Genomic DNA, 25,893 nt, shown 5'->3' with positions numbered 1-25,893 from the left:
GCCTCAGCTCAGATTGAAGTCGATGCCCTGCGCGAGCGGCAATTCCGACGAGTAGTTGATCGTGTTGGTCGCGCGGCGCATGTAGGCTTTCCAAGCATCCGAGCCCGATTCGCGGCCGCCGCCGGTTTCCTTCTCGCCGCCGAATGCACCGCCGATCTCCGCGCCGCTCGGCCCGATGTTCACGTTCGCGATGCCGCAGTCGCTGCCCGATGCGGACAGAAAGCGCTCGGCCTCGCGCAGATCGGTGGTGAACGCGCACGACGACAATCCGTGCGCGGCGGCGTTGTTCGCGGCGATGGCTTCGTCGAAATCCGTGTAGCGCATCACGTAGAGAATCGGCGCGAAGGTCTCCTTCAGCACGACCTCCGTCTGCGACGGCATTTCGACCAGCGCCGGGCGCACGTAGTAGCCGTTTTCGTGGCCCTTCACGGTCACGCGCTCGCCGCCCGTCACCTTGCCGCCTTCGCCCTTCGCCTGTTCAAGCGCGTCCTGCATGCGCGCGAACGCCTGCACGTCGATGAGCGGGCCCATCAGCACGCCCTGCTCCAACGGATTGCCGACGGGCACTTTGGCGTAGAGATCTTTCAGACGCGCGACGGTTTCGTCGTAAATGCTTTCGTGCACGAAAAGACGCCGCAGCGACGTACAGCGCTGCCCTGCCGTGCCGACCGCCGAGAACAGGATGCCGCGCAGCGCGAGATCGCGATTGGCCGTCTGCGACACGATGCCCGCGTTGTTGCCGCCGAGTTCGAGGATCGAGCGGCCGAAGCGTTCCGCGACCGCGACGCCGACCTTGCGGCCCATTTCCGTGCTGCCCGTCGCGCTGACGATGTCCGAGCGCTTGTCCGCGACGAGCGCCGCGCCGACCTCGCGCCCGCCGATGACGACCGACGCGAGGCCCGCAGGCGCCGCGCCGAATTCATCGATGGCATCGCGCAGGATGCGGTCGACGGCGAGCGCGGTGAGCGGCGTTTTCTCCGATGGCTTCCACACGACCGCGTTGCCGCACACGAGGGCGAGCGCCGCGTTCCACGACCACACCGCGACCGGGAAATTGAACGCCGAGATGATCGTGCACACGCCGAACGGATGCCACGTCTCCGCCATGCGATGACCCGGCCGCTCCGACGCGATCGTCAGGCCGTACAACTGGCGCGAGAGACCGACGGCGAAATCGCAGATGTCGATCATTTCCTGAACTTCGCCCAAGCCTTCCTGGAGAATCTTGCCCGCTTCGAGCGACACGAGCCGGCCGAGCGCCTCCTTCTTCTCGCGCAGCCGATTGCCGAGCAGGCGCACGAGTTCGCCGCGGCGCGGCGCGGGCACGTTGCGCCACGAGGCGAACGCGGTGCGGGCGGCGGCGAGCGCGGCGTCGACGTCGGCGGTGGTGTTCTGCTTCACGCGGCCGATGACTTCGCCCGTGATCGGGGAAGTGACGGCGATATCGCCATCGGTGACGAGGCTCGCGATGCCGAGGTCGGAAAGAATCGATTGTGCATTCACGATGAAAGTCCTTGCGAAGCGGGTTCGTTCGTCGGAGCAAAAGTTTCTGATAAGAAACTTTCGGAAGTCAGGAGACTATACGCGCTGCCGATGGCGCTCACAACAGCCGTCAATATTAGGGTTGTCACCAGATGCGGGCCGTTCGCCGCCGTTTTGCGCGATGTTATTATCGGAAACAAAGCGCTCCCACACGTTCCCATGTCCAGCCCCGGCACTAAGAATTCGCCCGAACAATCCGCCTCCGATCTCGGTGCCCGCGTGAAACGCGCGCGGCTCGCGCACGACCTGACGCTCGAAACCGCGAGCCGGATGTGCGGCGTGTCGCGCTCGGCGCTGTCGAAAATCGAGAACGGGCTGATGTCGCCGACCTTCGACGTGCTTCAGAAAATCGTGCGCGGCCTGCAGATCGATCTCGCCGAACTCTTCGGCACCGCGCCCGCGCCGAATGCGAGCGGCCGGCGCGCGCTCACGCGCCGCAACGAAGGACAGCGCCACGCGTATCGCGGCTATCAGATGGAATTGCTCGCCACCGAACTCGCGCACAAGGCGATGCTGCCGTTTCGCATCCGCATTTCGGCGCACACGCTCGATGCGTTCGACGACTGGGGCCGTCACGAAGGCGAGGAGTTTCTTTACGTGATCAGCGGCAGCGTGTGCCTCTATTCCGAACTCTACGCGCCGACGCATCTGCATGCCGGCGACAGCATCTACTTCGACAGCCGCACCGGCCACGCGGCGATTTCGACGAGCGACGAAGACGCCGAAGTGCTGTGGATGGCCACAGGCGGCGTGCCGGCGCCCTCATCCGCGCGCGATGCCGTGGACGCCGGCTGACGCGTTCATCGCAGGAAAAGACGCATCGGCATTTCGTTCGGGCCGACGGTGAAGGTGCAGACCTCGTGGATATCGGCGGGATTCGTCGCGAGTTGCGCGGTGAAGTTCGCCGTCAGCATCGACACGACGAGACGCATTTCCACCGCCGCCAGACAGTGGCAAATTCGGACACGATCGGATCGAGTGGAGTAGGCATTTCAAATTCTCGTTTCATGATGAAAACGATGATAATGCGGGCGTTTTCCCCGCGTCACCTCGTCCATTCGGGCTAATCCAGCATCAGCCTGCACTGACAGCCTTCCCCTCCACCTTCGCCGCCGACCGCTTGAAATAGGGCGAACTCAACGTCGCCGCGCCCATGTCCGACGCCGCTTCCAGCAGCGCGGGCGCGAGCTCCTTCAGACGCGCCTCCGGCAAACGGCTCGTCGGCCCGGCGAGGCTCACGACGCCCACGACGACGCCCGTCACCGGATGATGAATCGGCGCGGCCATCGACGTCATGCCGGCCTCGTACGTCTCGCTCGCGATGCCGTAGCCGCGTTTGCGCGCCGCCTGCAGATCGGCGAGAAACTGCTGGATCGTCTTCGGCGCCTTCGGTCCGCCCGAGCCGGGCTTGCCGAGCCCGCCCTGCTTCGACACGAGTTCGAGCGCCTCCTCATCGGAAAGCGACGACAGCCACGCCTGTCCGCTCGCCGTGCAATGCAAGGGCGGCTGGCTGCCCATGTCCGGGTCGTAGCGCAGCCCCGACTTCGCGCCCTGCGCCTTGCCGACGAACGTAATGTGATCGTCCTCGACGACGCCCAGCCGCGCCAGTTCGCCGGATTGCGCCGCGAGCCGGTCGAGCACGGGCTGCGACACGTCGAGTACGCCGCCCGTCGACAGATAGATGAGCGCGAGCGACACGAGCTTGAGCGCGAGCATGTATTCGCCGTGATCCTCGTCCTGCCGCACGTACCCTTCGTCGATCAGCATCGCGAGCAGGCGATGCGTGCCGCTGCGAGGAATATTGAGCGTGTCGGCGATGGCGGCGAGTTGCATCCGCCCGCCGTTTTTCGCCAGCAATTCGATGATCGACAACGCCCGCTCCAGATTTCCCGCCATCTTTCAGTCTCTCGAAGTTCCGATGATTCGGAATGAGAACATGATTCCACCTCGGAATTCAACCGGCGTATGTTTCCTCCAGCCATGCAATCGTCGCCTCGCGCAGACGTTTCGCACGCGTGAGCGCGCTCGCCGATTTCGCCCATTCGTTCATCGGCACTTCGAGCGAGAGCGGAAGATCGTCGGGCAACGCGCGCAAAATGCCCGCGAGATCGAGGCCGCCCTCGCCCGGAATCATCCGCTCGGCGCGCGCCTGATACAGCAACGTTTCGAGATCGCTCGGGCGCTCGGCGGGCGCGTCGCAGAACTGCACGTAACCGAACCATTCGCGCGGCAATTCGCGCAGCGTTCGCGTCGACGATCCCGTGCGGTCGAAATGGATCGGATCGACGATGAGGCCCGTATTCGCGCGCTGCGCCGCTTTCACAATGCGCGCGCCCTGCACGATGTCTTTCGCGTCGGTCCAGGGCATCGGTTCGAGCGACGGCGACAGGCCATACGGCTTCGCGAGATCGCACAGCGCGGCGAGCCGCTCGGCCGTGCGGACCTCGTCAGGATCGTTGCCCGCGACGAGCACGTAGCGCGCGCCCAGCTCGGCGGCGGTTGCGAGCATCGGTTCGTAATCGGCGACGTTCGTGTCGGGCTTGAGGCGCAGGATTTCGGCATCCAGCACGCCGATGCCGGTATCGCGCAAAGCCGCGAGCGTCTCGCGTTTCAGCGGCGTCGCGCCGACGATCTCGTGGCGCACTTCCGTATCGGTCGCGGGCACGAGGCGCAGGCCGACGAAGTCGTAGCCCGCCTGCGCGGCGCACTCGACCATCTGCGGCGGCGTCAGTTCGAGGATCGTCAGCGCGGACAGAGATAGCTTGCGTCGTGACATCGACAATCTCCGGTTAGCGCAGCGGCGAGAACGGCGCGGGCACGTAGATGGTCGATTCCATCGTCGTCAGATGCGCCGGTCCGCCCTTCGGCGGCCAGATGCCGTCCTTCACGGCTTCCGCGCGAATCCGCGAGCGCTCGTCCACGCTCTTGTACGGCCAGATGTTGAGAAAGCGCGGCACGGTGCCGTCGAGCGCGTACATCGCGCCGATGAGCGGCGAGCGTTTCGTGCGCTCGGGCACGGCGTTCTGCCATGCGTCGATCGTGTGTTGCAGGCTCGCGAGCTTCGTGCCGTAGACGCGCATCTCGTAGATGCCGCCGTGCACGGCCGGCTCGATCGGCGGCAGGAAGGGAAAAAGCGCGTAGCTGTTCATTTCGACATCGGCGATGAACTCGCCGCAGCCGAACGGGTTGCCTTCGAGCAGCAAGCGCCGGCGTTCCCCGATCAGCGCCGCTTCGGATTCGAAGCCGCGCAGCACCATGACCTTGCCGAGCGCGCCGATATCCGAATACCAGCAGCCGAGCAGCTTCGAGCCGGACGCATCGCCGCTTGCCTTGATGTTTTCGAAGACCTGCGCGTTCGCGCCGATCTTCACCGTCAACGTGACCGTGTCGTACAGAGTCATTGCAGAGTCCTTGCCTGATTGAAGTTGGAGAGATTCGTGATGCTGTCCTCGCGCGCCGGTTCGGCCAGTTCGAGGCCCGCGAGATAGCCGAAGGTCATCGCTGGGCCGAGCGTGATGCCGCCTGCGGGATAGTGGCCGCCCATCATGCTCGCGGCGTCGTTGCCGACCGCGTAGAGGCCGGGAATCGGCGCGCGCATGTCGTCGAGAACACGCGAGCGCGCATCCGTCGATAAACCCGCGAACGTGCCGAGGCTGCCCGGCACGATCTTCACCGCGTGAAAAGGCCCATCGACGATCGGCGCGAGACACGGATTCGGCTTGTGCGATGCATCGCCCTGAACGCGGTTATACGGCGTCGAGCCTTTGTGGAACTGCGGATCGAAGCCGTCTTTCGCGTAGCCGTTGTACGTGGCGACCGTATCGGCGAGGCCGCGCACATCGATGCCGCATTGCTGCGCCAGCGCTTCGAGCGTCGGCGCGGACTTGAGATATCCCGAGCGTTCGTAAGGCCGCAGCGGAAACGGAAACGGCTTCGCGAAACCGAGGCCGTATCGGCGCTGAAACCGGTGATCGCAGACGAGCCACGCGCACGTCTCTTCGCCCGGCGACGTCGTGCCGATGAGCGCGGAGATGAAGTCGTAATACGACGACGCCTCGTTCGTGAAGCGCCTGCCCGCGCGCGTGACGGCGATCAGACCCGGCTTCGCGCGCTCGATCAGATGCGGAAACGCGACTTCGCGTCCCGTGGATTTCGGCACGAGCGACACCGGCGCCCACGCGGCGGGCGCTTCGAGCGACGCGTCGAAATGCGCGCCCGCCGCTTCGCCCAGGCGAATGCCATCGCCGGTATTGCTCTTGGGCGCGGCGGACCAGTGCGGCATCACGGGAAACGTTTCGGTCTGCCGCTTCGCGTCGTGCGGATAACCGCCGCACGCGAGCACGACGCCGCGCCGCGCGCGCACGTCGTGCATGACGCCATCGATCTCGACGCGCGCGCCCGTCACGCGATTCGCCTCGCGCGTCAGCGATACCGCCTTCGCCCGCGTGCGCAGATCGACGCCGCGATCCGCCGCCGACTTGAGCAGCCGCGCGACGAGCGCATTGCCGTTCACCAGATGCATCGAGCGCCGATAACGCAGCATGTGCCACGCAAACGTGGCGAAACGCTTCGCGACGTGCCACGCCGACTTCGCGCTGCGCGTCGCGTTCAGGAAGTGCGCGAGGTCTTGTCCCGACGCGATCGCCATGCCCTTGATCGTTACTTCGGCGAGCGGCGGACGCAGCTTGTCGATGAGCGGGCCGAGCTCGCGTCCGTCGAACGGCATCGCGCAGACCGAGCGGCCGCCCGTCGCCGCGCCTTGCGTCGTGTGGAAATCGGGGATGCGGTTGCCGTCGATGAAACGCATCGACGTATTGCGCTCGAAGAATTCGATCATGCGCGGACCGTGCTCGATGAGCGCATCGGCTTTCGCGGCATCGAAATGCGCGCCGAGTTCGCTCTTCAGATACGTGCGCGGCGCGCTTTCATCCTCGACGATGCCCGCGCGCGTCGCGAGCGGATTGCGCGGAATCCACATCCAGCCGCCCGACCACGCGGTCGTGCCGCCGAACACGTCTTCCTTCTCGCAGACGAGCACGGACAGGCCGCGCGTGGCCGCCGTGACCGCGGTCGACAAGCCGCCCGCGCCGGAGCCGAGCACGAGCACGTCGCATTCGAGAATCGGTTCGAGCTTCATTTGGCGTGCGCGTGCATTGAAAGATCGACCGGAAGATCGAGCGCTTCGTCCTGCTTCGGTTGCTTCGCGCGCGACGTCGCGTGGCGCGCCGCGAGGTAGCCGAACGCGAGACCGGGTCCGAGCGTGATGCCGGGGCCGGGATACACGCCGCCCATCACCGATTGCGCATCGTTGCCGCAGGCATAGAGGCCGACGATCGGCCGGTCGTCGCGGTCGAGCACGCGCGCGTCGGTATCGATAACGAGGCCGGTCGCCGCGCCGATATCGCCCGGATAGAGCCGCACCGCATAGAACGGCGCCTGGCCGATCGGACCGAGGCACTTGTTCGGGCCGGTCCAGTTGGCGTCGCCGTTGGCGTTCTGATAATCGGTCGTGCCGCGCTGGAAATCCGCGTCGACGCCGGTTTGCGCGTAGCGATTCATGCGCGCGACGCTATCGGCGAGACCGGCCTTGTCGATATCGAGCTTGTCCGCCAGTTCGTCGAGCGTCTTGCCTTCGACGAGATAGCCATCGGCGAGAAACGGCGCGAGTCCCTTGCCGCCCGGACGCACCATGCCAAGGCCGTACTTGCGCAATCCTTCGGAGTCCGTGACGAGATAGGCGGGCACGGCGGGCGTCGTCTTGTTCGCCGTCTGCATCGCAATCCCGAACAGGTGATACGACGTGTTTTCGTTGAGAAACCGCCTGCCGGACTTGTCGACGGTCATCATGCCGGGCTTGCCGCGATCCATGATGAAGTGCGGAAACACGGCGGTCGTACCGTCGGCGCGCTTGCGCACGGAGACCGGCGCCCAGAACGCGTTCGACAGCCCGCCAACGCCGAAGCGCGCGCCCGCCGCGAGCGCGAGATCCTGCGCGTTGCCGCTGTGGCCGGGCGCGCCGGGACACCACGCCGCATCGGCGCCCGGCAGCATCTCGGCGCGCCGCATCGGATGACGATTGAATCCGCCGCTCGCGAGAATCACGCCGCCCTTCACGTTGACGCGCCGACGCTCGTTGATCTGGCTCAGCGTCACGGCTTCGATGCCATTCGTGCCCGCGTGCAAAGCCTCCACCTTCGTGCTCGTCAGCACGGTCACGCCGCGCTGAAGCAGCGAGTAAAGCAGACGCCCGATCAGCGCGTTGCCCATCACGAGACGCGTGCCGCGCGGCGAGCTCATGCGGTCGCGTGCATGACGCGCGAGCAGTTTCGCCGCGTGCCTGAACGATGCCAACGACTTCGTCATGTTCAAAAGATGCCCGACGTCGTCGCGGTCGACCATCATGCCGCCGAGCACGGTGAATTCGGGAATCGGCGGACGAATCAGCGAGAACGCGCGGCCGAGCTTGCGGCCGTCGAACGGCAGCGGCTCCAGCGCGCGGCCTCGCAAGGTCGAGCCTTCGATTTCCGACAGATAGTCCGGATGGAACGGCCGCGCGCGATATTTGACATCGGAGTTCGCTTCGATGTGCGCGACGGCCTTCGGGCCGGCGTCGAGGAACGCGCGGCGCATCGCGGCGCTGCTGCGCTCGCCGACCGCGCGATTCAGAAAGCCTTCGGCATTCGCGGACGAATCGTCGCGATTGACGCTCGCCGCGTGCTTCGACGCGGGAATCCACGTCGTGCCCGCCGAGTACGCGGTCGTTCCGCCGACGTATTCGGTGCTCTCGACGAGCAGCACCCGCGCGCCATCGACCGCCGCGACCAGCGCCGCCGACATGCCCGCGCCGCCCGCGCCGACCACGATTACATCGAAGGTCTCGTTCTGTTCCAGTTTGTCCAGTGTCTCCGCCATGTGCGCGCTTCCTGTAGAACTCTCTTTGATATTGGAATGCTATTCCATAAACGCGACGTAAGCCAAGTTCTTTTTGAGACGATGGAGAAACGGTATGCGAGTGCTGGTTACAGGCGGAAGCGGCTTTCTGGCAGCGTGGGTCATGCGGCGGCTGCTCGCGCGCGGCATGGATGTGCGCGCATTCGATGTCCGCGAGGACGCGCGCCTTCTGTACGCGCTCGCGCCCGAACGCGCCGGTGACGTGCAATGGCGGATCGGGGATATCGGCGAGGCGCGCGATGTGGCGAACGCGCTCGACGGCTGCGATGCCGTCGTACATCTCGCGGGCGTGCTTACGCCCGCGTGCGCCGCCGATCCTGTGCGCGGCGCGCGCATCGATCTGATCGGCACGCTGAACGTGTTCGATGCGGCCATCGCGTGCAATTTGCGCTCGGTGCTTTACGCGAGCAGCGCGGGCGTCTTCGGCCCCGACGATGGCGCGACGCCCTTTCCGCTGACGCACTACGGCGCGTTCAAACTCGCGTGCGAAGGCTCGGCGCGGGCGTACTGGCACGATCATGGAATCGCGAGCATCGGATTCCGGCCGCTCGTCGTGTACGGCGCCGGACGCGAGACCGGTTCGAGCGCGGGTCCGAGTCTCGCGTGCCGTGCGGCCGCGCGCGGCGAGCCGTACACGATTCCCTTCACGGGCGCGACCGGCCTCGTCTACGCCGATGACGTCGCCGCCGCCTACGAACTCGCGCTCGTGACCGCGTTCGACGGCGCGCACGCGTTCACGCTCGCAGGCGACATCACGCCGATGCAAAGCGTGGTCTCGACGCTCGAGCGCATCGCGCCCGGCGCGCGCATCGACGCAGCAGGCGCGCCGTTGCCCATCGCGACATCCTTTCCCGACGATCCCGCGCTCGCCCGATCGCTGCCCGGCGTTCCGAAAACGCCACTGATCGACGGATTGCGGCAAACCGTGGCGTTCTATCGATAGATGAAGCGGGTCTTGGCACCGCCTGTTCCTTGGGGCACGATCGCCTCTTCAGGAACACGGTGCCAGCATGCAAAAAACGACACTGCTCAAAGGCATCCTGCCGATCAGCCGCGCCGCCGCGTGGCGCGACGCGCTCGCGGGCATCTCGCTCGCATCGATGGACATTCCGCAAGTGCTCGGCTATGCGCGCATCGCCGGCATGCCCGCGGTGACGGGCCTCTACACCGCGTTCCTGCCGCTCATCGCGTTTGCGCTGTTCGGGGCGTCGCGGCATCTGGTCGTCGCGGCCGATTCGGCGACCGCGACGATCTTCGCGAGCAAGGTTTCGTCGATGGCCGCGATGGGCAGCCCGCAATACGTCGCGCTGGCGGGCATGGTCGCGTTGCAGACGGCCGCGCTGCTCCTCGTCGCGCGGCTTTTCAAACTCGGCTTTCTCGCCGATTTCCTGTCGCGCACGGTGCTCACCGGTTTTCTCGCGGGCGTCGGCGTACAGGTGTCGATCGCGATGCTCGGCGATCTCTTCGGCATGACGGTGCCGTATCCGTCCTCGCGCAGTCTGGCCCAGCTTGCTTACGTGCTCGGTCATCTCGTGCACGCGCACGGACCGACGCTCGTGCTCGCGCTGGCCGTGGTCGTCGCGATTCTCGGCTGCAAGCGTTTCGCGCCGCGCCTGCCGATGCCGCTCATCGCGGTAATCGGCAGCATCGCCGCGAGCAAGGCGTTCGATTTCGCCGCGCACGGCATCTCGGTGCTCGGTCCGGTCGATGGCGGCCTGCCCGCGATCCGTTTTCCCGACATCACCTGGCAGCAATCGCTCGACCTCGTGCCGGTCGCGCTGTCGTGCTTCGTGATGATCATCGCGCAGAGCGCCGCCGCGGCGCGGGTCTTCGCGCAGCAGTATCGCGAGGACGTCGATACCAACAGCGACATCCTCGGTCTGGCCGCGGCGAACGCGGCGGCGGCCGTGAGCGGCACGTTCGTCGTCAACGGCAGTCCGACGCAGACCGCGATGGCCGACCGCGCCGGCACGCGCAGCCAGTTCGGACAGCTCGTGTTCGCGGCAGTCGTCGCCGTCGTGCTGCTCTTCTTGAGCGGCTATCTGCGCTATCTGCCGCATTGCGTGCTGGCGGGCATCGTGTTCACGATCGCGATCGGGCTGATCAACGTGCAAAGCCTGAAGGACATTCGCGCGGAAAGCCCCGGCGAGTTCGCGCTCGCGCTCATCACGGCGGCTGCGGTGGTCATGGTGGGCGTCGAGCACGGCATTCTGCTCGCGGTGGCGTTATCGCTGCTGCGGCACGTGCGCCACAGCTATCATCCGCACACGATGGTGCTCACGCCCGTCGCGCCCGGCAAACCGTGGCAGTACGAGCCGACGAAGCCCGCCGCGATGACCGCGCCGCACCTGATCGTCTATCGCTTCGGCGCAGATCTGTTCTATGCGAACGATCACTTTTTTGCGTCGGAAGTGACGAATCTCGTCGATACGGCGCCGGACGAGTTGCGCCATTTTGTCGTCGATGCCGGCGCGATCACGGACCTCGATTATTCGGCGGCCCGCACCATCGGCGAACTTGTCGAAACGCTGCGCGCACGCGGCGTCGTCGTGATATTCGGACGCGTGAACCGCTTCCTGCGCAGCGACATGGACCGGCACGGACTGACGCCCGCGCTCGGCGCATCGAACGTGTACGACACACTTCACGAAGCGCTGGCAGCGGCTGGCGTAAGTCCCGGCGCGCACGAGCCGAACGTTCTCTGAATGCGCGTTGGCAGCCGTCTTTCTGCCGGCGTTTTTTGGTGGTCGCGGCTCGGGAAGACCGTTAGTTGCCTTCCTTCAAGTAGCAATTTTGTTGAATAGCATTCCATTTTCAACTAGCATTCAGCGAGTGCGGTCACACTATTTTCCGATCACGGATCAGGAGGCAATCGAGGCATGGCGCAGGACACTTCTTTTTCCGCATCGCTCGATGCGGGCTTGAGCGGCGCGACGCGCGTCTATTTCATCGTCGGCGATCCGATCGCGCAGGTACGCTCGCCTTCCGGCGTAACAGCGGCGCTGCGTGCGGCGGGACGCGATGCAATCGTGATTCCGGCGCACGTCGCGCCCGAAGATCTCGGCGCGTTTTTCGCGGGCATCGCGCCGCTGCGCAATTGCGACGGCGTGATCGTCACCGTCCCGCACAAGTTCAGCGCGACCGAATACTGCCGTTCGCTGACCGATGAAGGCGCGTTCCTCGGCGCGGTCAACATGCTGAAGCGCAATGCCGACGGCACCTGGCACGGCGGCGCGTCGGACGGCATCGGCATGGTGGCGGCGTTGAGAGATGCGGGCTGCGACCCGAAGGGCAAACGCGCGCTGCTGATCGGTGCGGGCGGCGCGGGTTCGGCGATCGGCCACGCGCTCGTCAATGCGGGCGTGGCCTCGCTCGCGATCCGCGATTTCGACGCCGCTCGCACCGGCGCCCTCGCCTCGCGCCTCGCTGCGCTGGGGCGCGGCGCGGTGAGCGTCGCCGACGATTCGGCTGCCGAAACCTACGATCTCATCGTGAATGCGTCGCCGGCGGGCATGCGTCCGGGCGACCCGCTGCCGATCGACGTCTCCCGCCTGCCACCGACGACCTTCGTCGGCGATGTCGTGACCAAGCCGCCGGTCACGCCTTTCATCGAGGCCGCCCGCGCGCGAGGCTGCACGACCGTCACCGGCACGCAGATGTTCGGGCGCGTGTGCGATGCGATCGTCGCGTATCTATTGAAGGGGTGAATCGCGGGACCGTTTGCCGTGCGAGTAATCGGAGCAATCTGGTTCAATCGCGAAACACGATCAGTCAACATTCCCGCCGCGCATTCGCGTCCCTCGCGAAGCGCGCCGGCTTGCAAGCTCCGGAACGAATCGTCGACGAACGCCGCCCTTTCGAAGGCGGCGTATTTCTGCGCCACGTTCCCGCCACGCCGGCGCTAGCGGCCGATTCCACAAGACTCGTGCGCTCGCATCGAGGGCAATGGAAGCAAGAGGCTGGAATGAACTCGGATCAAAAAACAATTCAACGCGTTGCGCGAGCTGGCTTCGCGGCCATCGCATGTGCCGTGCTCGCGGCGTGCGCATCGGGACCGGGCGCATCGGCGCCGCTGCCGGCTGACGGCACGCTCGCGACCGGCCGCATTGTCGGCAAACAGTATTTGACGACTGTGTCGACGAACACGGCTTCTTCTTCCGGACCGACCGTCGGCGTGGGCGGCGGCGGCATCGGCGGCAATGGATGGAACGGCGTGGGCGGCGGCGCAGGCCTGAGCTTCGACCTGACGAACCTGTTCCAGAAGGCCCCGGAACAGACCGCGAAAATCTACCGCTACAGCGTGCAGATGAAGGACGGCTCGAAGCGCGACATCGACAGCCCGCTCGATCTCAACGAGGGTGCCTGCGTGACGACGATCGACTCGAGCCAGCCCGGCTACCCGAAACTGACGGGCGCGGACGCCTGCTGATCTTCCGGCGCCGCTCGTCCGATGAGCCGCCCCGACACCGCCGCGGCGACGCGCCTGATAACCGGGGCCCAATCGCCCGGTTCGCGCTGACGAATGAGCCGCACCGAGTCGTACCACGGCTGCGTCTCGTCTTCACCCCAACACCAATGCGACGCGCGATCGATCATCGCCAGCACCGGCTTGCCGAGCGCGCCGGCGAGATGCAGCGGCGAACTGTCGATGGTCACGAGCACATCCAGCGCGCTGACGAACGCGGCGGAATCATGAAACTGCTCGCGATAGTCGGGCACGCCGGCGATACGCGCGCCCGCCGAACGCATTGCGGCAATATCGTCTTCGCGGCCCGGCGCAACGGGATGGAACGTGACGTTCGGCAGGCTCCAGAGCGGCGCGAGCGCTTCGACGGGAATGCTGCGCTGGGCGTCGCGACGATGCGTCGGGCTGCCCGCCCACACGAGACCGACGCGCAACGCATGGGTGCCGTCCGATGCGAGTTCGCGCCGCCACGCGTCGATGCGCTCAGGCGCGGCGTGAAGATACGCGCGGCCATCGACGTGATGCGGCAGCAGACCGATCCAGACAGGCAGGCTCATCATGCCGACGGTGTAATCCACCGTGCCGAAGTCGTGCGCTTCGATCTGCACGCAGTCCGGCACGAACCGCCGCACCAGCGGATACAGCGCCGAACGCACCGCCAATAGCGCCGCGCCGCCGTTTCTTCGCACGCCCTCCGCGAATTGCGGAAAGTACCGCACGAATTGAATGTCGTCGCCGAGGCCGAGTTCGCTGTAAACCACGACGCGCTTGCCGTCGAGCGGCTGCCCGCGCCAGCCCGGCGCGAGCCGCTCCATGCGCGCGACGACGCCGTTGTCGCCCTGTTGCGATGTGCGGCGATCGAAGCGCATCCAGCCGCTGCGCCACGCGCCGCGCCGCAATTCGAGGTCGGCGAGATCGACGGCGAGCCAGGCCGCATCGGGCGTCTGCGAGAGCGCCAGACGGTACATCGCTTCCGCTTCGCCGTAGCGCGACTGCTCGTTGAGGTACATGGCGATTGCGCCGGTCACGTGACCATTGTCCGGATGATGCCGCGCGGCCTCGCGCATGATCGCTTCCGCCGATACGCTGTCGTGACGCAGCCAATAGCAATGACTCAGTTGCCAGCGAAGCTCGTAGTCTCTCGGGAATCGTTCCAGTGCTTCGACGCAGAAACGTTCGAGCGCGAGCCAGTCGCCCGAGCGGCGAATGTCGAGCGCGACGGCCAGCGCGTGGTCCGGATCGGACAAAGAGAGCGGAGGTGCGAATGAATCGGAGTACATGAATGACTGCAATAGAACGGTGTTTGAAACGCGTGCTGAGTTTATATGAATCAAGGTTCATAGGAATACCGTAAAGCACGAGATAAATCCGAAAATAGCAATGCCGGATCGTTTAATCTGCATATCGAACTATCTTCAGGTCATGCTGAAATGCAGTGATTCGAATCGGCGATTGTGTGCGGCGCGGCGCTTTGCCATACTGAGTTCATTCGCCCTGTCTCCTCAAGCGTCCGCACTCGACTAACGAGCCCACAAGCGGACGCTCTCGCCGCCTCCCCGGGCGGCGTTTTTTTGCACACGGCCTATTACCTCTGGCGTAATTGTCCGGCTCACTTTCTCCTGCGACGATGCACTCACACTGTTCATCGACGAGGAGACGGAAATGCCTGCAAAGCACTCACGCCCAGGTTTTATCGCGACCGCAGACGGCGTCGAATTGTTCTATCGCGACTGGCATCCGCAAGGCACGCCGGGCAACGGCAGGACGATCGTCTTCGTTCCGAGCTATTCGCTGCCAGGCGACATGTGGGCCTATCAAATGCTGTCGCTCGCGCGACAGGGCTTTCGCTGCGTCATCTACGACCGGCGCGGCCACGGACGATCGAGCGATCCGGGCGGCGGCTACGACTACGACACGCTTGCGGACGATCTCGCCGCACTCATCGATGCGCTCGATCTGTCGGACGTGACGCTCGTCGGGTATTCGATGGGCGGCGCCGAAGCCGTGCGCTATCTGACGCGTCACGGCAGCACGCGCGTTGCGCGCCTCGCGTTGATCGCTTCGACCTTGCCGATGCTCGCGAAGACGCCGGACAATCCCGACGGCATCGACCGCGACTACAACGATGCCTTCCTGCACGACTTGACGACGGACTATCCGCAATGGCTGGCCGACAACGCGCGTCCCTTCGCCGGGCCGGGCGCGTCGCAGGCCATGATCGACTGGATTCGGGAAATGGCATTGCGCACGTCGCATCAGGCGCTTTTCGCGTGCAACGAAACCGTCAATCGCGGCGATTTCCGCAACGAGTTGCGCGACATCGACGTCCCGACGCTCATCGTGCAAGGCAATCGCGACGAATCGAATCCGCTCGAACTGACTTCGCAGCGCACGGCGCGCCTGATTCCGAACGCGCGGCTCGTCGTCTATGAAGGCGCGCCGCACGGCATCTTTCTGAGCGACGCGGCGCGGCTGACGGCGGATATCGGCGCGTTTGCGTCGGCGTAGCGATTGGCGCTCTGTTGCGGCGGCTTAATAACAAGTTCGGCGTTTGTCGGATAAGCGCTGAGTCCTGACGCGTTTGAAAACACTCATAACAATAGACTCTGGAAGAATCCCGGCACACCATAGCACTGCGAATCGACATTCCACCGCGCGGCTCTGCAATCGCCGCGCAATCCGCCCCACGTCCACCGGAGTCCATCGCAATGATCTTCCACGCCTCCATTCCCGCCCACGATCCGAAACACGTCGCGCAAGTGCTCGCCGAACTGTGGGATGGCTTCGCCGCGCCCTTCTCGCCCTTTCCCGGCGCGTGGATGGCGGTCGCCGGCGACGATCGCGGCAGCATCATCGAGGTCTATCCGAGCGATCAGGTCATCACGCCGGGCGGCGGTCACGAGGAAAGCGTCAGCTATGGCGCGGACACGGTGAAGCGCCCGCAGTACAGCGCGTTCCACATGGCCATCGCGACGAAGCTGAACGCAGAGGAAGTCATCGCGATCGGCGAACGCGAAGGCTGGCGCGCGGTGCGCTGCACGCGCGGCGACAACTTCTTCCACGTCATCGAATTCTGGATCGAGAACTCGACGATGCTCGAATTCCTCACACCCGACATGCAGGCCGAATATCTCGCCTTCGCGACGCCGGAAAACTTCAAGGCGATGGCCGCGGCTGCGGCCTGACGCTCACTTGCCGCGCCGCAGCCCGAAAAACAGCGCGGCGCCGCTCGCGAAGAGCAGCAACGAAAGCAGATGCACGGCGAGATCCATGCTGCCCGTCGAGGTGCGGATCTGGCCGATCACCCACGGACTCACGATCCCGCTCGTGATGCCGATACTGCTGATGAAAGCGATGCCCGCCGCCGCGCTCTTGCCCGGCAGATGGCTGGCGGGCACGGCCCAGAAGATCGGCAGCGCGGCGAAAATCAGCGTCGCGGCGAGCGAGAGAATCGCGAGCATCAGCGGGAAGCTCGGAAAATGCAGCGTGAGGGCCGCGAGCGCGATGCCGCCGCCGATCGTGCAGCACGCGAAGTGCTTGCGCCGCTCGGCGACGCGATCCGAATGGCGCGCGATCAGAATCAGACCCACCGCGCCGATCGCGTTCGGCACGACGGTGTAGAGGCTGACCGACATGACATCGGTGATGCCGAAGTCGCGGATCATCAGCGGCATCCAGAAGCTCAGCGTCAGCGACGCGCACGTCAGCGAGAAATAGATGAACGCGAAGAGATAGACGCGCGGATTGCGCAGCGCATCGAGCATGCCGCTGTTATCGTGCTTCTCGTGATGGCCGGTCGCGCAGAGTGCCGTGAGCCGATCCTGCTCCGTTTGCGTGAGCCATTGCGCATCGCGCGGCGTGTCCACCAGCAGGCGCAACGCGATAAGACCGAGCAGCACCGCGGGCGCGCCCTCGATCGCGAACATCCACTGCCAGCCGTGCAGGCCCATCACGCCGGCCATGTCGCGCATGATCCAGCCGGACACGAGTCCGCCGAACACGCCCGCGACGGCCACGCCCGCGAAGAACACCGACATCACGCCCGCCCGCCGTTTCGCCGGAAACCAGTACGTCAGATAAAGCACGATGCCCGGAAAGAAACCCGCTTCGAACACGCCGAGCAGAAAGCGCAGCAGATAGAAATGGCCGGGCGTCGATACGAACATCATTCCGACCGACGCCGCGCCCCACAGCAGCATGATCCGCGTGAACGTGCGGCGCGCGCCGAACTTCGCGAGCAGCAGATTGCTCGGCACTTCGAAAAGCACGTAGCCGACATAAAACACGGCGGCGCCGAGGCCGTACATTGCATCGGAGAAGCCGAGATCGTGCTTCATCTGCAATTGCGCGAAGCCGATGTTGATGCGGTCCAGAAACGACACGACGTAGCACAGGAACAGAAACGGAATGATGCGCCACGCGATTTTGCGGAACAGCGCGTCGTCCGATTGGGCGTGCGCATCCGCGACGGCGCTGGGCTCAAGCGCCGCCGTGCTGATCGACTTCGACATGTCTCGCTCCAGATGGGCGTAATGAGGCCGGCGTCTTGCGCGCGCCTTTTGCCTTGAGAGAGGGAGAAGCGGCGCGTCAGTGCGCGCCGCAAGAAACGGCGGTCAGTCCTGCAGTGCGGCCCACATTTCCTGGTCGCGCTGGGCCGTCCAGATACGCGGATGCTTGATGCCGCTCGCTTCGTCGTAAGCGCGCGAGACGTCGAACGGCAGGCAGTGCTCGTAGATGAAGACGTGACCGAATTTCGGATCCATCGCCTTGCGCGTCAGCGCCATCGATCCCTTCAGGTCGAGCTTCTCGGCGACGGCCTCGCGGCCCGCCTGCAAGAGCGTCGTGACGAAGTCCTTCGTGTAATCGAGGCCCTTGTCGACTTCCGCCGGCGAGAGCAGCGCCGGACCGCGTCCCGGCACGAGTTTGTCGGCCTTCAGCGCGCGCAGCGCTTCGAGCGTCGCGGGCCATTCTTCGAGTTGGGCATCGCCGCAGTAACAGGCGGCGTCGTACTCGACGAGATCGCCCGAAAACAGCACTTTCTGCGACGGCAGCCAGACGACCGTATCGCCCTTCGTGTGACCCGCGCCGAGATGCGCGATCTTCACTTCGAGCTTGCCGAGGAACAGCGTGATTTCCTTCTCGAAGACGAGCGTCGGCCACGTCAGGCCCGGCACCGTCTCGACACCGGCGAAAAGGCGCGGAAAGCGCTCGATCTCCGATTTCATGTCCTGCTCGCCGCGCTCGACGATCATTTCATACGTGCCGCGGCTCGCGATGACCTGCTGCGCGCCTTCCGCGAAATACGCCGACGCGCCGAGCACGCGCACCGCGTGATAGTGCGACAGCACGACGTACTTGATCGGCTTGTCGGTGACGCTGCGGATTTTCGCGATGAGATCCTGCGCCATTGCGGGCGTGGCGGTCGTATCGACGATGAGCACGCCGTCGTCGCCGATGATCACGCCCGAGTTGGGATCGCCTTCCGCCGTGTACGCGTACGCGTTCTCGGAGAGTTGCGTGAACGTGATCTTCTTCTCTTCCAGATCGGCCTGCGATGCGAATGCTTTTGCCATGGTCGTGTCTCGCTTCCATTCTCGTGGGGATGGGTTGATGATCGGCGTGATGCCGTTGTTTGTCAACAGCAAGCGTACTTGCTATTTGCAAATTACGGGTAAGTACCGAATCGCTTCATCGGATGATTCCTGCTCGGCTAACATCTGCGGTTCGTTCATCCTTTATAGATCGCGGAGTGCTTTTGGCTCGTTCCGAAATCGGCGAAGAAAAGAAACAGCGCGGCATCCAGAGCGTCGAAGTCGGCGCGCGTCTGCTCGATGCGCTCGCCGCGCGTCGCGAGCCGCTTGCGTTGAGCGCGCTGGCCGAAGCGGCCGAACTGTCGACCGCGCAGGCCCACACGTACCTCGTGAGCTTGACGCGGCTCGGTCTCGTCAAGCGCGACGCGCTCACCGGGAATTACGAGCCGGGGCCGCTCTCGCTCAGGCTCGGCCTGTTGAATCTCGAGCATCAGCCGGCGTATCGGGCCGCCGCGCCGCGCGTGTCGGCGCTGGCGCTCGCGACCGGCATGAGCGTCGCGGTCAGCGTCGCCGGGCCGCAAGGGCCGACGATCGTGCGCTATGAGCGCGGCGGCTATCCGCTGCATGTGAATCTGCACGTGGGCACGGTGATGTCGCTCTCGGCGACGTCCACGGGCCGCGTGTTCCGCGCGTTCGACGACGACACCCGCGTCGCCGCGATGCTCGCGCATCAGGCCGAAGCCGATGCGCCGGAGATGGCCGCGTGCATCGAAGCGATTCGCGCGCGCGGCATCGAACGCAGCGTCGATGCGCCGAGTCCCGGCGTGAGCAGCATGAGCGTGCCGGTGTTCGACGGCGCGCATCGGATGCAGCTCGCACTGACGGCGATCGGACCGACCGGCCTCGTCGACGTCGCGTGGGACGGCCCGCTCGCGCACGCGCTGAAGGACGCCGCGCGCGACATTTCCGGGCTGCTTTCATGACGATCTTCGACGAAGACACGAAACCGCAGCGCGGCATCAACGCGCTCGACGCGACCGGCGATCTGCTGCGCGCGCTGGTCGCCGCCGGCGAGCCGCTCACGCTGCGCGACCTCGCGGCCGCGGCCGGCATGCCGCCCGCGAAGGCGTTCGCGCATCTGGTGAGTCTGGTGAAGGTCGGCCTGCTCGCGCGCGACGACGCCGGGTTATTCCACGCCGGCCCGCTGAGCCGCGAGCTCGGGCTGATCGCGCTGCAGCGCCTTTCGCCGATCCGCGATGCCGAAGCCGAGATCGTCGCGCTCGCCGCGAGCACATCGATGACGGTCGCCGCCGCCGCGCTCGGACCGCTCGGCCCGACCGTGATCCGGCTGGAGGAATCGGCGCGGCCGCAGCATGTGAGCTTGCGCGTCGGCACGGTGATGTCGCTCGTCAACACCGCGATCGGGCGGGTGTACGCCGCGCACCTTCCCGCCGACATGCTCGCGAGCCTGATGACGCAGGACGCCATCCGCCTCGCGGGCGCGCAAGCGGCTGCGGGAAGCGACGCCGCGTATCGCGCACGGCTCGACGACATCCGCGAACGCGGCCTCGATACGGCGCTCGGCGCGCCGGTGCCCGGCATCCATACGCTGGCCGCGCCCGTGTTCGATCACACCGGCAGCGTGTGCCTCGTGATCGCGTTGATCGGTTCGTCGGGGGGCTTCGACAGCGCCGCGGACGGCCCGCTCGCCCGCGCGCTGCTTTCCGCGACGCGGCGCCTTTCGTGGCGTTTCGGTCTGATGGACGCGAGCTAGCCGCCCTTGACCATCTCCGTGCCGGTCACGCGGATCGCGGGGAAACGGTCGGTCGGCTTCGCGATCTCGTCCTGCGATGCGACGATCTCCAGTTCGTAACGCCCGGCATCGTACGTTGCCTTGACGACGGCATTGACCGCCGCGAGCGTGTGCTCGAGCGCGGTGCGCAGCGAGTCGCCCTGCAAGGTGCGCGCGACGAAGACCGCGCTGGTCAGATCGCCGACGCCCACCGGCTGGCGCGCGAACGGATACAGCGGGCGCTGCGCGAACCACGCCTCGCCGGGCGTGACGGCGAGCATATTGAAGGTGTCGGCGCGGCTGTTGCGATCGAGCAGATGCTTCACCAGCACGATGCGCGGCCCGCGCGCGATCACTTCGCGGCATGCGTCGACGGCTTCCTCGACCGTCTCGATCGGACGCCCGACGAGCTTTTCCAGCTCGACGTGATTGGGCATGATCGCATCGGCGATTCCGGGCATCGTCGTGACGAGGAAATCCTCGATGCCGGCCGCGACCGTGCAGCCGCCCGTCTGACCCATGACCGGATCGCAAAAATAAAGCGCGCGCGGATTCACCGCCTTCACCATCTTCACGATTTCGACGACCGCGCGGCCCTGCTCCGGCGCGCCGAGATAACCGGAGAGCACCGCGTTGCAGCGCCCGAGCACACCGATCGCGCCGATGCCTTCGATGACGTTCTGCAATTCGTCGGCATCGAAGGCGCTGCCTGTCCAGCGGCCGTACTGCGTGTGATTGGAAAACTGCACGGTGTTGAGCGGCCAGACGTTCACGCCGAGTCGCCGCATGGGAAAAACCGCCGCGCTGTTGCCCGCATGGCCGAACACCACATGCGATTGAATGCTCAGGACGTTGTTCATGTTCTGCTTTCCCGATTGATCGTGTCCGGTCGGATGAAACGTCGAAACGCTCGTCGCGCGCCAGCGCCGTGCAGCGCAACGCGACGATGGTTTCGGAAAGCACGCCCGCGGACGCCGTGCGCGGGCAGTGCAACCTTCATATTGTGCCGTGCCTCGACGCACTGCGGCATGGCGTGCCCGTTATAAATTGCGCGGACGCGTTTTGTCGAGCGATGCGACCGACAGGAAGTCCAAAGGTCGCGCGTCTGCAACACCGCAGCACGCTCGTGCGCGTTCGGCACACGCATTGCTCGATGCGGACGGCGAAACGGTCCGCATCGCCCGGCGAAAAAAACGGGCGACTTCAGCACACGAATTCGAATGCGCGCCGGATAATGCTCCATCGACAGATACCGACAAAAGCATACGAGGACGCACACACGGCAAGACATCGAACATCAATAGTCGCAGGTCAAATCAGGAGGCTGACATGGAGATGCTGGCTAAGAATCGCACCGATTTGCAGAAGTCGACCCTCGCAATCGTCCTCGCCGGCGGGCGCGGCACCCGGCTCGGTCCGCTCACCGACAAGCGCGTGAAGCCGGCCGTCCACTTCGGCGGCAAGTACCGCATCATCGACTTCGCGCTGTCCAACTGCCTCAATTCCGGCATCCGCCGCATCGCGGTCGTCACGCAATACAAGGCGCATTCGCTCATCCGCCATCTGCAGCGCGGCTGGGGTTTCCTGCGCGGCGAGTTCAACGAGTTCATCGATATCTGGCCGGCGCAGCAGCGCGTGGATTCGAGCTGGTATCGCGGCACCGCCGACGCGGTCTATCAGAACCTCGATATCGTCCGCTCGATCGGGCCGGAGTTCGTCATCGTGCTGGCGGGCGATCACATCTACAAGATGGATTACACGCGCATGGTGCTCGACCATGTGGAAAGCGGCGCGGACTGCACGGTCGGCTGCATCGAGGTGCCGCGCATGGATGCGGTCGCGTTCGGCGTGATGCACGTCGATGAAAACCGCCGCGTCACCGATTTCCTGGAAAAGCCCGCCGATCCGCCCGCGATGCCCGGCAAGCCCGACATCGCGCTCGCGAGCATGGGCATCTACGTGTTCAGCGCGAAGTATTTGTATGACCTGCTGCAGGAAAACATCGAGACGTCGAACACGGATCACGATTTCGGCAAGGACATCATTCCGCGCGTCGTGACGACCGGCAAGGCGATCGCGCATCCGTTCAGCATGTCGTGCGTGACGTCGAGCAGCGATCCGGAAGCGCCCGCGTACTGGCGCGATGTCGGCACCGTCGATGCGTACTGGTCCGCGAATCTCGATCTCGCATCGACGATTCCGGAGCTCGATTTGTACGACCGCAAATGGCCGATCTGGACGAATCAGGAGCAGTTGCCGCCCGGCAAGTTCGTACGCGACCTGAACGGGCAGCAAGGCGCGATCACCAATCTGCTCGTGTGCGGCGGCTGCGTGATCTCGGGATCGCAGGTGTCGAAGTCGGTGTTTTCGTCGGCGGTGCGGGTCCACTCGTTCTGTAACATCAATGAGGCAGTCTTGTTGCCGCAAGTGACCATCGGGCCGAGTTGCCGTTTGCAGAAGGTCGTGATCGACCGCGGCTGCACGGTGCCCGAAGGTCTCGTGGTCGGCGAGGATCCGGACGACGATGCCGCGCGTTTCTTCCGCACGGAGTCCGGCGTCACGCTCATCACACGCGACGCGCTGGCGCGGCTCGGACAGCGTTAGACGCCGCGCGCCGGCCAATAAAAACCAATCGACGGGAGTGCCGATGACCGTATGCGTGCTGCATGCCGCAGCAGAAATGTTTCCGCTGTTGAAAACCGGCGGCCTCGCCGATGTCGTCGGCGCGTTGCCGCCCGCGCAATCGCAACTGGGCACGAACGCGCGCGTCGTGCTGCCGGGCTTTCCCGCCGTGCTCGCGGGTCTCGACGATCTTCAGCCCGTGGCCGATCTCGGCAGCGCGTTCGGCGCGGGCAATATCCGCCTCGAGCGCGGCGTGCTGCAGCCGCACGGCATCGTCGTGTATGTGGTGCGCGCCGATCAGTTTTACGATCGTCCGGGCAATCCGTATATGGATGCGACGAATCGCCCCTATGCCGATAACGATCGCCGCTTCGCGCTGCTCGGCTGGGCGGCGGCGCGCATCGCGACGGGCGTGGACCCGGCATGGAAGCCGCGTATCGTCCACGCTCACGACTGGCATGCGGGACTTGCGCCGGCGTATCTGCGCGCGTTCGAGCGCGGCGGCGCGGCGCGGGTCGGCACTGTGATGACGGTGCACAACCTGGCGTATCAAGGCACGTTTCCGGCTTCGGAATTCGGCGCGCTGCAATTGCCCGGCGATTTCTACGCGGTGGAAGGCGTCGAATTCTACGGCCACGTCTCGTTTCTCAAGGCGGGGCTTTATTTCGCCGATCGCATCACTACCGTCAGCCCGACCTACGCGCGCGAAATCCAGACGCAGGCGCAAGGCGCCGGACTGCACGGTCTCCTGCAGACGCGCACGCACGACATCACCGGGATTCTGAACGGCGTCGATTATTCGATCTGGAGCCCGACCGCCGATGAATCCATCGCGTCGAAATACACGCAGGCGAAGATCGGCGGCAAGTCGAAATGCAAGACGGCGCTGCAGGAGCGCATGGGTCTCGCGAAGGACGACGACGCCCTGCTCTTCGGCGTCGTCAGCCGTCTGACGGAGCAGAAAGGACTCGACCTGCTGCTTTCGGCCGTGCCCGATATCGTCCAGCGCGGCGGCCAGCTCGTCGTGCTCGGCACCGGCGACCCGGCGCTCGAAACCGGCATGAAGAACGCGGCGGCGGCGCATCCGGGCGCGGTCGCGGTCGAACTCGGCTTCGACGAGACGCTTTCGCATTCGATCATCGCGGGCAGCGACGTCGTGATGGTGCCGTCGCGCTTCGAGCCGTGCGGGCTCACGCAGCTCTACGCGCTCGCGTACGGCTCGCTGCCGCTCGTGCATCGCGTGGGCGGGCTCGCGGATACCGTCGTCGATTCATCGCTCGAAAATCTCGCCGAGGATCTCGCGACCGGCTTCGTCTTCGATACTTTCGATCGCGCGGGCATCGTCGGCGCGATCCGGCGCGCGTTCGCGCTCAAGGCGCGTCGCACGGAGTGGAAGGCCGTCGTCAAGCGCGCGATGGGCCAGAGCTTCGGCTGGGAAGACGCCGCGCTCAAGTACGCGGAGGTTTATCGGGATCTGACGGGCGGCTGAGCCGTCCAGACGACGTCGCCATCCGCCGCGTAGAGCGCGCAGCCGCGATGCTTGCGACTGCAATGCGCGATCGCCGATGCGATCGGGTCCGGCCCGAGTGCCGCGATCGACCACGCGCCATCCGGCGCGATCACGAAAGCGCGCGGACGCGGCAACTTCAGAAACGCGTCGTAGCCCTTGCGACCGGCGGCGTCGATGAACGGCACGGCGCTCGCATCGGCAAGCGCGGCGAAACCGGTCGCGGGCGGGCCCGAGCGCGTCCAGACCACCTGATCGTCGTACGCATAGAGACGGCAATCGGCCGTGAGCGCCGCACAGTCGCGCAGGGCCTGCGTCAACGGATCGAAGCCGCCGTGCGCCGCCGCGCCGCCGTTCGGTCCGATTGCAAACGCGCGCGGAATCGGCTTCGAGAGGAACTTCCGATACAGCGCGCGCATGCCCTCGCTGCCGAGATACGGCACGGCGGCGATGTCGTCGACGGCGGCGTATCCGCTCGAGGGCGGCGTCGCCATCGGCATGTTCTCCGGGTAAATCGACGCGAACGGCATGCCGATTTTCTTCAGGAACGCATCGAGTTTCGGCGTCCACACGCGCAAGCCTTCCCATGAACCCAGCAGCTTGTGGGAATCGGTCATGAAGGCGCCGTAGTTCGCCAGTTCGGCGTTCGCGCCCGCCGACGTGTAGCGCGCGAACATTTCCCGCCAGGTGCCGGCCGGAAAGAACGAATCGTTCTCGCCGTACAGCCACAGCGACGGAACGTGCGCACGCGCGCCGAGCGCCGCGCTGTCGCGGATGAGCGCAGCGTCGTCCGACGCGCATACGTCGACGCGCACGCCGCCGTAGAAGTTCACGACGCCCTTCACTTCCGGCGCGTTTCGCGCCCCGAACGCGAGGCTGTACCAACCGCCCGCGCTCTCTCCTGCGACAACGACGCGCGAACCGTCGACGTAAGGCTGCTGACGCATGTACGCGATGACCTTGCCGATATCGTCCGCCGCCTTGTTCGCGAGCCCCGCCAGATCGCACCCGTGCGCGCGCAGTTCGCCCGTCGATCCCGCGTAGCCGCGCATCATCGGCAGCGCAACCGCATAGCCGCGCGACATGAAGTAGTTCGCCAGATAGGTGAGATGAAAGCGTGGCATCGTCGCCTTCGTTTTCTTGCCGTAACCGCCATGATTGATGACGGCGAGCGGAAACGGTCCCGCGCCCTCCGGCATCGCGATCGTCACCTGCAATTGCGCGGTATCGCCGCGCTCGCCGACCGGCACTTGCACGACGCGTTCGCCGGGCAATGCGGGAACCGGCGCACGCAACGCGTCGTAGGCGCTGGTTGCATGACTGTCCGATAGATGGAATGCCATCAGAAAGACGAAAAATAGCTGCAGTCGAAACATGGTTCCCGCGCGCGTAGCCTAAAGGCCGCATTATCGGCGTTTCCTGTTCGCGAACTTGCGCCGGCGGGCGCGCAATTTGCCTCAGGCACAAATTAATACAAATGCAG

The 25,893-nt window shown here is 65.4% G+C and carries 21 protein-coding genes and 1 pseudogene; 10 read left to right on the top strand and 12 right to left on the bottom strand.

Annotation, left to right across the window (positions count from 1 at the left end; all coding sequences use genetic code 11):
* Window positions 1–3 precede the first annotated feature (3 nt).
* Window positions 4–1,503, bottom strand: coding sequence for an L-piperidine-6-carboxylate dehydrogenase (gene amaB, locus NCS02_RS16975; RefSeq protein WP_033536131.1), 1,500 nt, complete (start codon window positions 1,501–1,503; stop codon window positions 4–6).
* A 198-nt stretch (window positions 1,504–1,701) separates the two neighbouring features.
* Between amaB and NCS02_RS16970 the strand changes: the two genes are divergently transcribed.
* Window positions 1,702–2,337: a helix-turn-helix domain-containing protein gene (locus tag NCS02_RS16970; RefSeq protein WP_008353462.1), complete on the top strand. Its 636-nt coding sequence runs from the start codon at window positions 1,702–1,704 to the stop codon at window positions 2,335–2,337.
* Between the two features lie 5 nt (window positions 2,338–2,342).
* On the opposite strand, the gene NCS02_RS36310 is transcribed toward NCS02_RS16970, so the two are convergent.
* The 6 genes from NCS02_RS36310 to NCS02_RS16945 all read right to left on the bottom strand — a co-directional run bounded on the left by NCS02_RS36310 (window position 2,343) and on the right by NCS02_RS16945 (window position 8,454).
* On the bottom strand, window positions 2,343–2,474 hold the full coding sequence (locus tag NCS02_RS36310) for a hypothetical protein (protein WP_284502551.1): 132 nt from the start codon (window positions 2,472–2,474) through the stop codon (window positions 2,343–2,345).
* Window positions 2,475–2,616: 142 nt separating this feature from the next.
* Complete coding sequence (locus NCS02_RS16965; RefSeq protein WP_175979296.1) at window positions 2,617–3,438, bottom strand: IclR family transcriptional regulator; 822 nt, start codon at window positions 3,436–3,438, stop codon at window positions 2,617–2,619.
* A gap of 58 nt (window positions 3,439–3,496) precedes the next feature.
* Window positions 3,497–4,318, bottom strand: a complete 822-nt coding sequence (locus tag NCS02_RS16960) for a sugar phosphate isomerase/epimerase family protein (protein ID WP_250456726.1) — start codon at window positions 4,316–4,318, stop codon at window positions 3,497–3,499.
* Between the two features lie 13 nt (window positions 4,319–4,331).
* A complete protein-coding gene (locus NCS02_RS16955; RefSeq protein WP_250502942.1) occupies window positions 4,332–4,943 on the bottom strand; it encodes an NIPSNAP family protein in 612 nt (203 codons plus the stop codon).
* Window positions 4,940–6,679, bottom strand: coding sequence for an FAD-dependent oxidoreductase (locus NCS02_RS16950; protein ID WP_250502941.1), 1,740 nt, complete (start codon window positions 6,677–6,679; stop codon window positions 4,940–4,942). Before NCS02_RS16950 ends, NCS02_RS16955 begins: the two co-directional genes overlap by 4 nt.
* Window positions 6,676–8,454, bottom strand: coding sequence for an FAD-dependent oxidoreductase (locus tag NCS02_RS16945; protein ID WP_250502940.1), 1,779 nt, complete (start codon window positions 8,452–8,454; stop codon window positions 6,676–6,678). Before NCS02_RS16945 ends, NCS02_RS16950 begins: the two co-directional genes overlap by 4 nt.
* 94 nt (window positions 8,455–8,548) lie before the next feature.
* Between NCS02_RS16945 and NCS02_RS16940 the strand changes: the two genes are divergently transcribed.
* The 4 genes from NCS02_RS16940 to NCS02_RS16925 all read left to right on the top strand — a co-directional run bounded on the left by NCS02_RS16940 (window position 8,549) and on the right by NCS02_RS16925 (window position 12,922).
* A complete protein-coding gene (locus NCS02_RS16940; protein WP_250502939.1) occupies window positions 8,549–9,436 on the top strand; it encodes an NAD-dependent epimerase/dehydratase family protein in 888 nt (295 codons plus the stop codon).
* 67 nt (window positions 9,437–9,503) lie between these two features.
* The gene (locus tag NCS02_RS16935; protein WP_250502938.1) at window positions 9,504–11,198 is read left to right on the top strand and encodes a SulP family inorganic anion transporter; all 1,695 of its coding nucleotides are present in this window, start codon (window positions 9,504–9,506) and stop codon (window positions 11,196–11,198) included.
* Between the two features lie 174 nt (window positions 11,199–11,372).
* Entirely contained in the window at window positions 11,373–12,200 is an 828-nt protein-coding gene (locus tag NCS02_RS16930; RefSeq protein WP_250502937.1) for a shikimate dehydrogenase family protein, read from the top strand.
* Between the two features lie 257 nt (window positions 12,201–12,457).
* A complete protein-coding gene (locus NCS02_RS16925) occupies window positions 12,458–12,922 on the top strand; it encodes a hypothetical protein (RefSeq protein WP_250523240.1) in 465 nt (154 codons plus the stop codon).
* Here NCS02_RS16925 and NCS02_RS16920 read toward each other — a convergent pair.
* On the bottom strand, window positions 12,889–14,238 hold the full coding sequence (locus NCS02_RS16920) for a hypothetical protein (protein ID WP_250523239.1): 1,350 nt from the start codon (window positions 14,236–14,238) through the stop codon (window positions 12,889–12,891). The genes NCS02_RS16925 and NCS02_RS16920 overlap by 34 nt on opposite strands.
* A gap of 382 nt (window positions 14,239–14,620) precedes the next feature.
* On the opposite strand from NCS02_RS16920, the gene NCS02_RS16915 reads away from it, so the two are divergent.
* On the top strand, window positions 14,621–15,466 hold the full coding sequence (locus tag NCS02_RS16915; RefSeq protein WP_250502935.1) for an alpha/beta fold hydrolase: 846 nt from the start codon (window positions 14,621–14,623) through the stop codon (window positions 15,464–15,466).
* A 200-nt stretch (window positions 15,467–15,666) separates the two neighbouring features.
* Entirely contained in the window at window positions 15,667–16,143 is a 477-nt protein-coding gene (locus NCS02_RS16910) for a hypothetical protein (RefSeq protein WP_175979286.1), read from the top strand.
* 3 nt (window positions 16,144–16,146) lie between these two features.
* Here NCS02_RS16910 and NCS02_RS16905 read toward each other — a convergent pair whose 3' ends face one another.
* Window positions 16,147–17,469, bottom strand: a complete 1,323-nt coding sequence (locus tag NCS02_RS16905; RefSeq protein ID WP_250502934.1) for an MFS transporter — start codon at window positions 17,467–17,469, stop codon at window positions 16,147–16,149.
* Window positions 17,470–17,571: 102 nt separating this feature from the next.
* Window positions 17,572–18,531 carry an MBL fold metallo-hydrolase gene (locus NCS02_RS16900; RefSeq protein ID WP_250440560.1) on the bottom strand — a complete coding sequence of 320 codons (960 nt, stop codon included), beginning with the start codon at window positions 18,529–18,531 and terminating at the stop codon, window positions 17,572–17,574.
* 122 nt (window positions 18,532–18,653) lie between these two features.
* Here NCS02_RS16900 and NCS02_RS16895 point away from each other — a divergent pair.
* A pseudogene (locus NCS02_RS16895) lies at window positions 18,654–20,263 on the top strand (IclR family transcriptional regulator).
* Here the strand turns inward: NCS02_RS16895 and pdxY are convergent.
* A complete protein-coding gene (pdxY, locus tag NCS02_RS16890; protein ID WP_033536161.1) occupies window positions 20,260–21,141 on the bottom strand; it encodes a pyridoxal kinase PdxY in 882 nt (293 codons plus the stop codon). The pseudogene NCS02_RS16895 and the gene pdxY overlap by 4 nt on opposite strands.
* 469 nt (window positions 21,142–21,610) lie before the next feature.
* Here pdxY and glgC point away from each other — a divergent pair, with 469 nt between their 5' ends.
* Together glgC and glgA are read left to right on the top strand one after the other, a co-directional pair.
* Window positions 21,611–22,885 (top strand): glucose-1-phosphate adenylyltransferase, encoded by a 1,275-nt coding sequence (glgC, locus tag NCS02_RS16885; protein WP_008353483.1) that lies wholly within the window; start codon window positions 21,611–21,613, stop codon window positions 22,883–22,885.
* A 43-nt stretch (window positions 22,886–22,928) separates the two neighbouring features.
* The gene (gene glgA / locus NCS02_RS16880; RefSeq protein WP_250502933.1) at window positions 22,929–24,392 is read left to right on the top strand and encodes a glycogen synthase GlgA; all 1,464 of its coding nucleotides are present in this window, start codon (window positions 22,929–22,931) and stop codon (window positions 24,390–24,392) included.
* Here glgA and NCS02_RS16875 read toward each other — a convergent pair.
* On the bottom strand, window positions 24,368–25,786 hold the full coding sequence (locus NCS02_RS16875; RefSeq protein ID WP_250519896.1) for a dienelactone hydrolase family protein: 1,419 nt from the start codon (window positions 25,784–25,786) through the stop codon (window positions 24,368–24,370). The genes glgA and NCS02_RS16875 overlap by 25 nt on opposite strands.
* Window positions 25,787–25,893 lie beyond the last annotated feature (107 nt).

Source organism: Caballeronia sp. NCF2 (assembly GCF_023631205.1).
Lineage (GTDB): Bacteria > Pseudomonadota > Gammaproteobacteria > Burkholderiales > Burkholderiaceae > Caballeronia > Caballeronia zhejiangensis.
Note: the sequence above shows the minus strand (reverse complement) of the source record. Positions and strands in the feature narration are given on the sequence as shown.

What these genes read in the sequence shown, in the direction of transcription:
- NCS02_RS16970 (WP_008353462.1), top strand. Translation starts at nt 1,702, where the DNA reads ATGTCCAGCCCCGGCACTAAGAATTCGCCCGAACAATCCGCCTCCGAT.
- NCS02_RS36310 (WP_284502551.1), bottom strand. Translation starts at nt 2,474, where the DNA reads ATGCGTCTCGTCGTGTCGATGCTGACGGCGAACTTCACCGCGCAACTC.
- NCS02_RS16965 (WP_175979296.1), bottom strand. Translation starts at nt 3,438, where the DNA reads ATGGCGGGAAATCTGGAGCGGGCGTTGTCGATCATCGAATTGCTGGCG.
- NCS02_RS16960 (WP_250456726.1), bottom strand. Translation starts at nt 4,318, where the DNA reads ATGTCACGACGCAAGCTATCTCTGTCCGCGCTGACGATCCTCGAACTG.
- NCS02_RS16955 (WP_250502942.1), bottom strand. Translation starts at nt 4,943, where the DNA reads ATGACTCTGTACGACACGGTCACGTTGACGGTGAAGATCGGCGCGAAC.
- NCS02_RS16950 (WP_250502941.1), bottom strand. Translation starts at nt 6,679, where the DNA reads ATGAAGCTCGAACCGATTCTCGAATGCGACGTGCTCGTGCTCGGCTCC.
- NCS02_RS16945 (WP_250502940.1), bottom strand. Translation starts at nt 8,454, where the DNA reads ATGGCGGAGACACTGGACAAACTGGAACAGAACGAGACCTTCGATGTA.
- NCS02_RS16940 (WP_250502939.1), top strand. Translation starts at nt 8,549, where the DNA reads ATGCGAGTGCTGGTTACAGGCGGAAGCGGCTTTCTGGCAGCGTGGGTC.
- NCS02_RS16935 (WP_250502938.1), top strand. Translation starts at nt 9,504, where the DNA reads ATGCAAAAAACGACACTGCTCAAAGGCATCCTGCCGATCAGCCGCGCC.
- NCS02_RS16930 (WP_250502937.1), top strand. Translation starts at nt 11,373, where the DNA reads ATGGCGCAGGACACTTCTTTTTCCGCATCGCTCGATGCGGGCTTGAGC.
- NCS02_RS16925 (WP_250523240.1), top strand. Translation starts at nt 12,458, where the DNA reads ATGAACTCGGATCAAAAAACAATTCAACGCGTTGCGCGAGCTGGCTTC.
- NCS02_RS16920 (WP_250523239.1), bottom strand. Translation starts at nt 14,238, where the DNA reads ATGTACTCCGATTCATTCGCACCTCCGCTCTCTTTGTCCGATCCGGAC.
- NCS02_RS16915 (WP_250502935.1), top strand. Translation starts at nt 14,621, where the DNA reads ATGCCTGCAAAGCACTCACGCCCAGGTTTTATCGCGACCGCAGACGGC.
- NCS02_RS16910 (WP_175979286.1), top strand. Translation starts at nt 15,667, where the DNA reads ATGATCTTCCACGCCTCCATTCCCGCCCACGATCCGAAACACGTCGCG.
- NCS02_RS16905 (WP_250502934.1), bottom strand. Translation starts at nt 17,469, where the DNA reads ATGTCGAAGTCGATCAGCACGGCGGCGCTTGAGCCCAGCGCCGTCGCG.
- NCS02_RS16900 (WP_250440560.1), bottom strand. Translation starts at nt 18,531, where the DNA reads ATGGCAAAAGCATTCGCATCGCAGGCCGATCTGGAAGAGAAGAAGATC.
- pdxY (WP_033536161.1), bottom strand. Translation starts at nt 21,141, where the DNA reads ATGAACAACGTCCTGAGCATTCAATCGCATGTGGTGTTCGGCCATGCG.
- glgC (WP_008353483.1), top strand. Translation starts at nt 21,611, where the DNA reads ATGGAGATGCTGGCTAAGAATCGCACCGATTTGCAGAAGTCGACCCTC.
- glgA (WP_250502933.1), top strand. Translation starts at nt 22,929, where the DNA reads ATGACCGTATGCGTGCTGCATGCCGCAGCAGAAATGTTTCCGCTGTTG.
- NCS02_RS16875 (WP_250519896.1), bottom strand. Translation starts at nt 25,786, where the DNA reads ATGTTTCGACTGCAGCTATTTTTCGTCTTTCTGATGGCATTCCATCTA.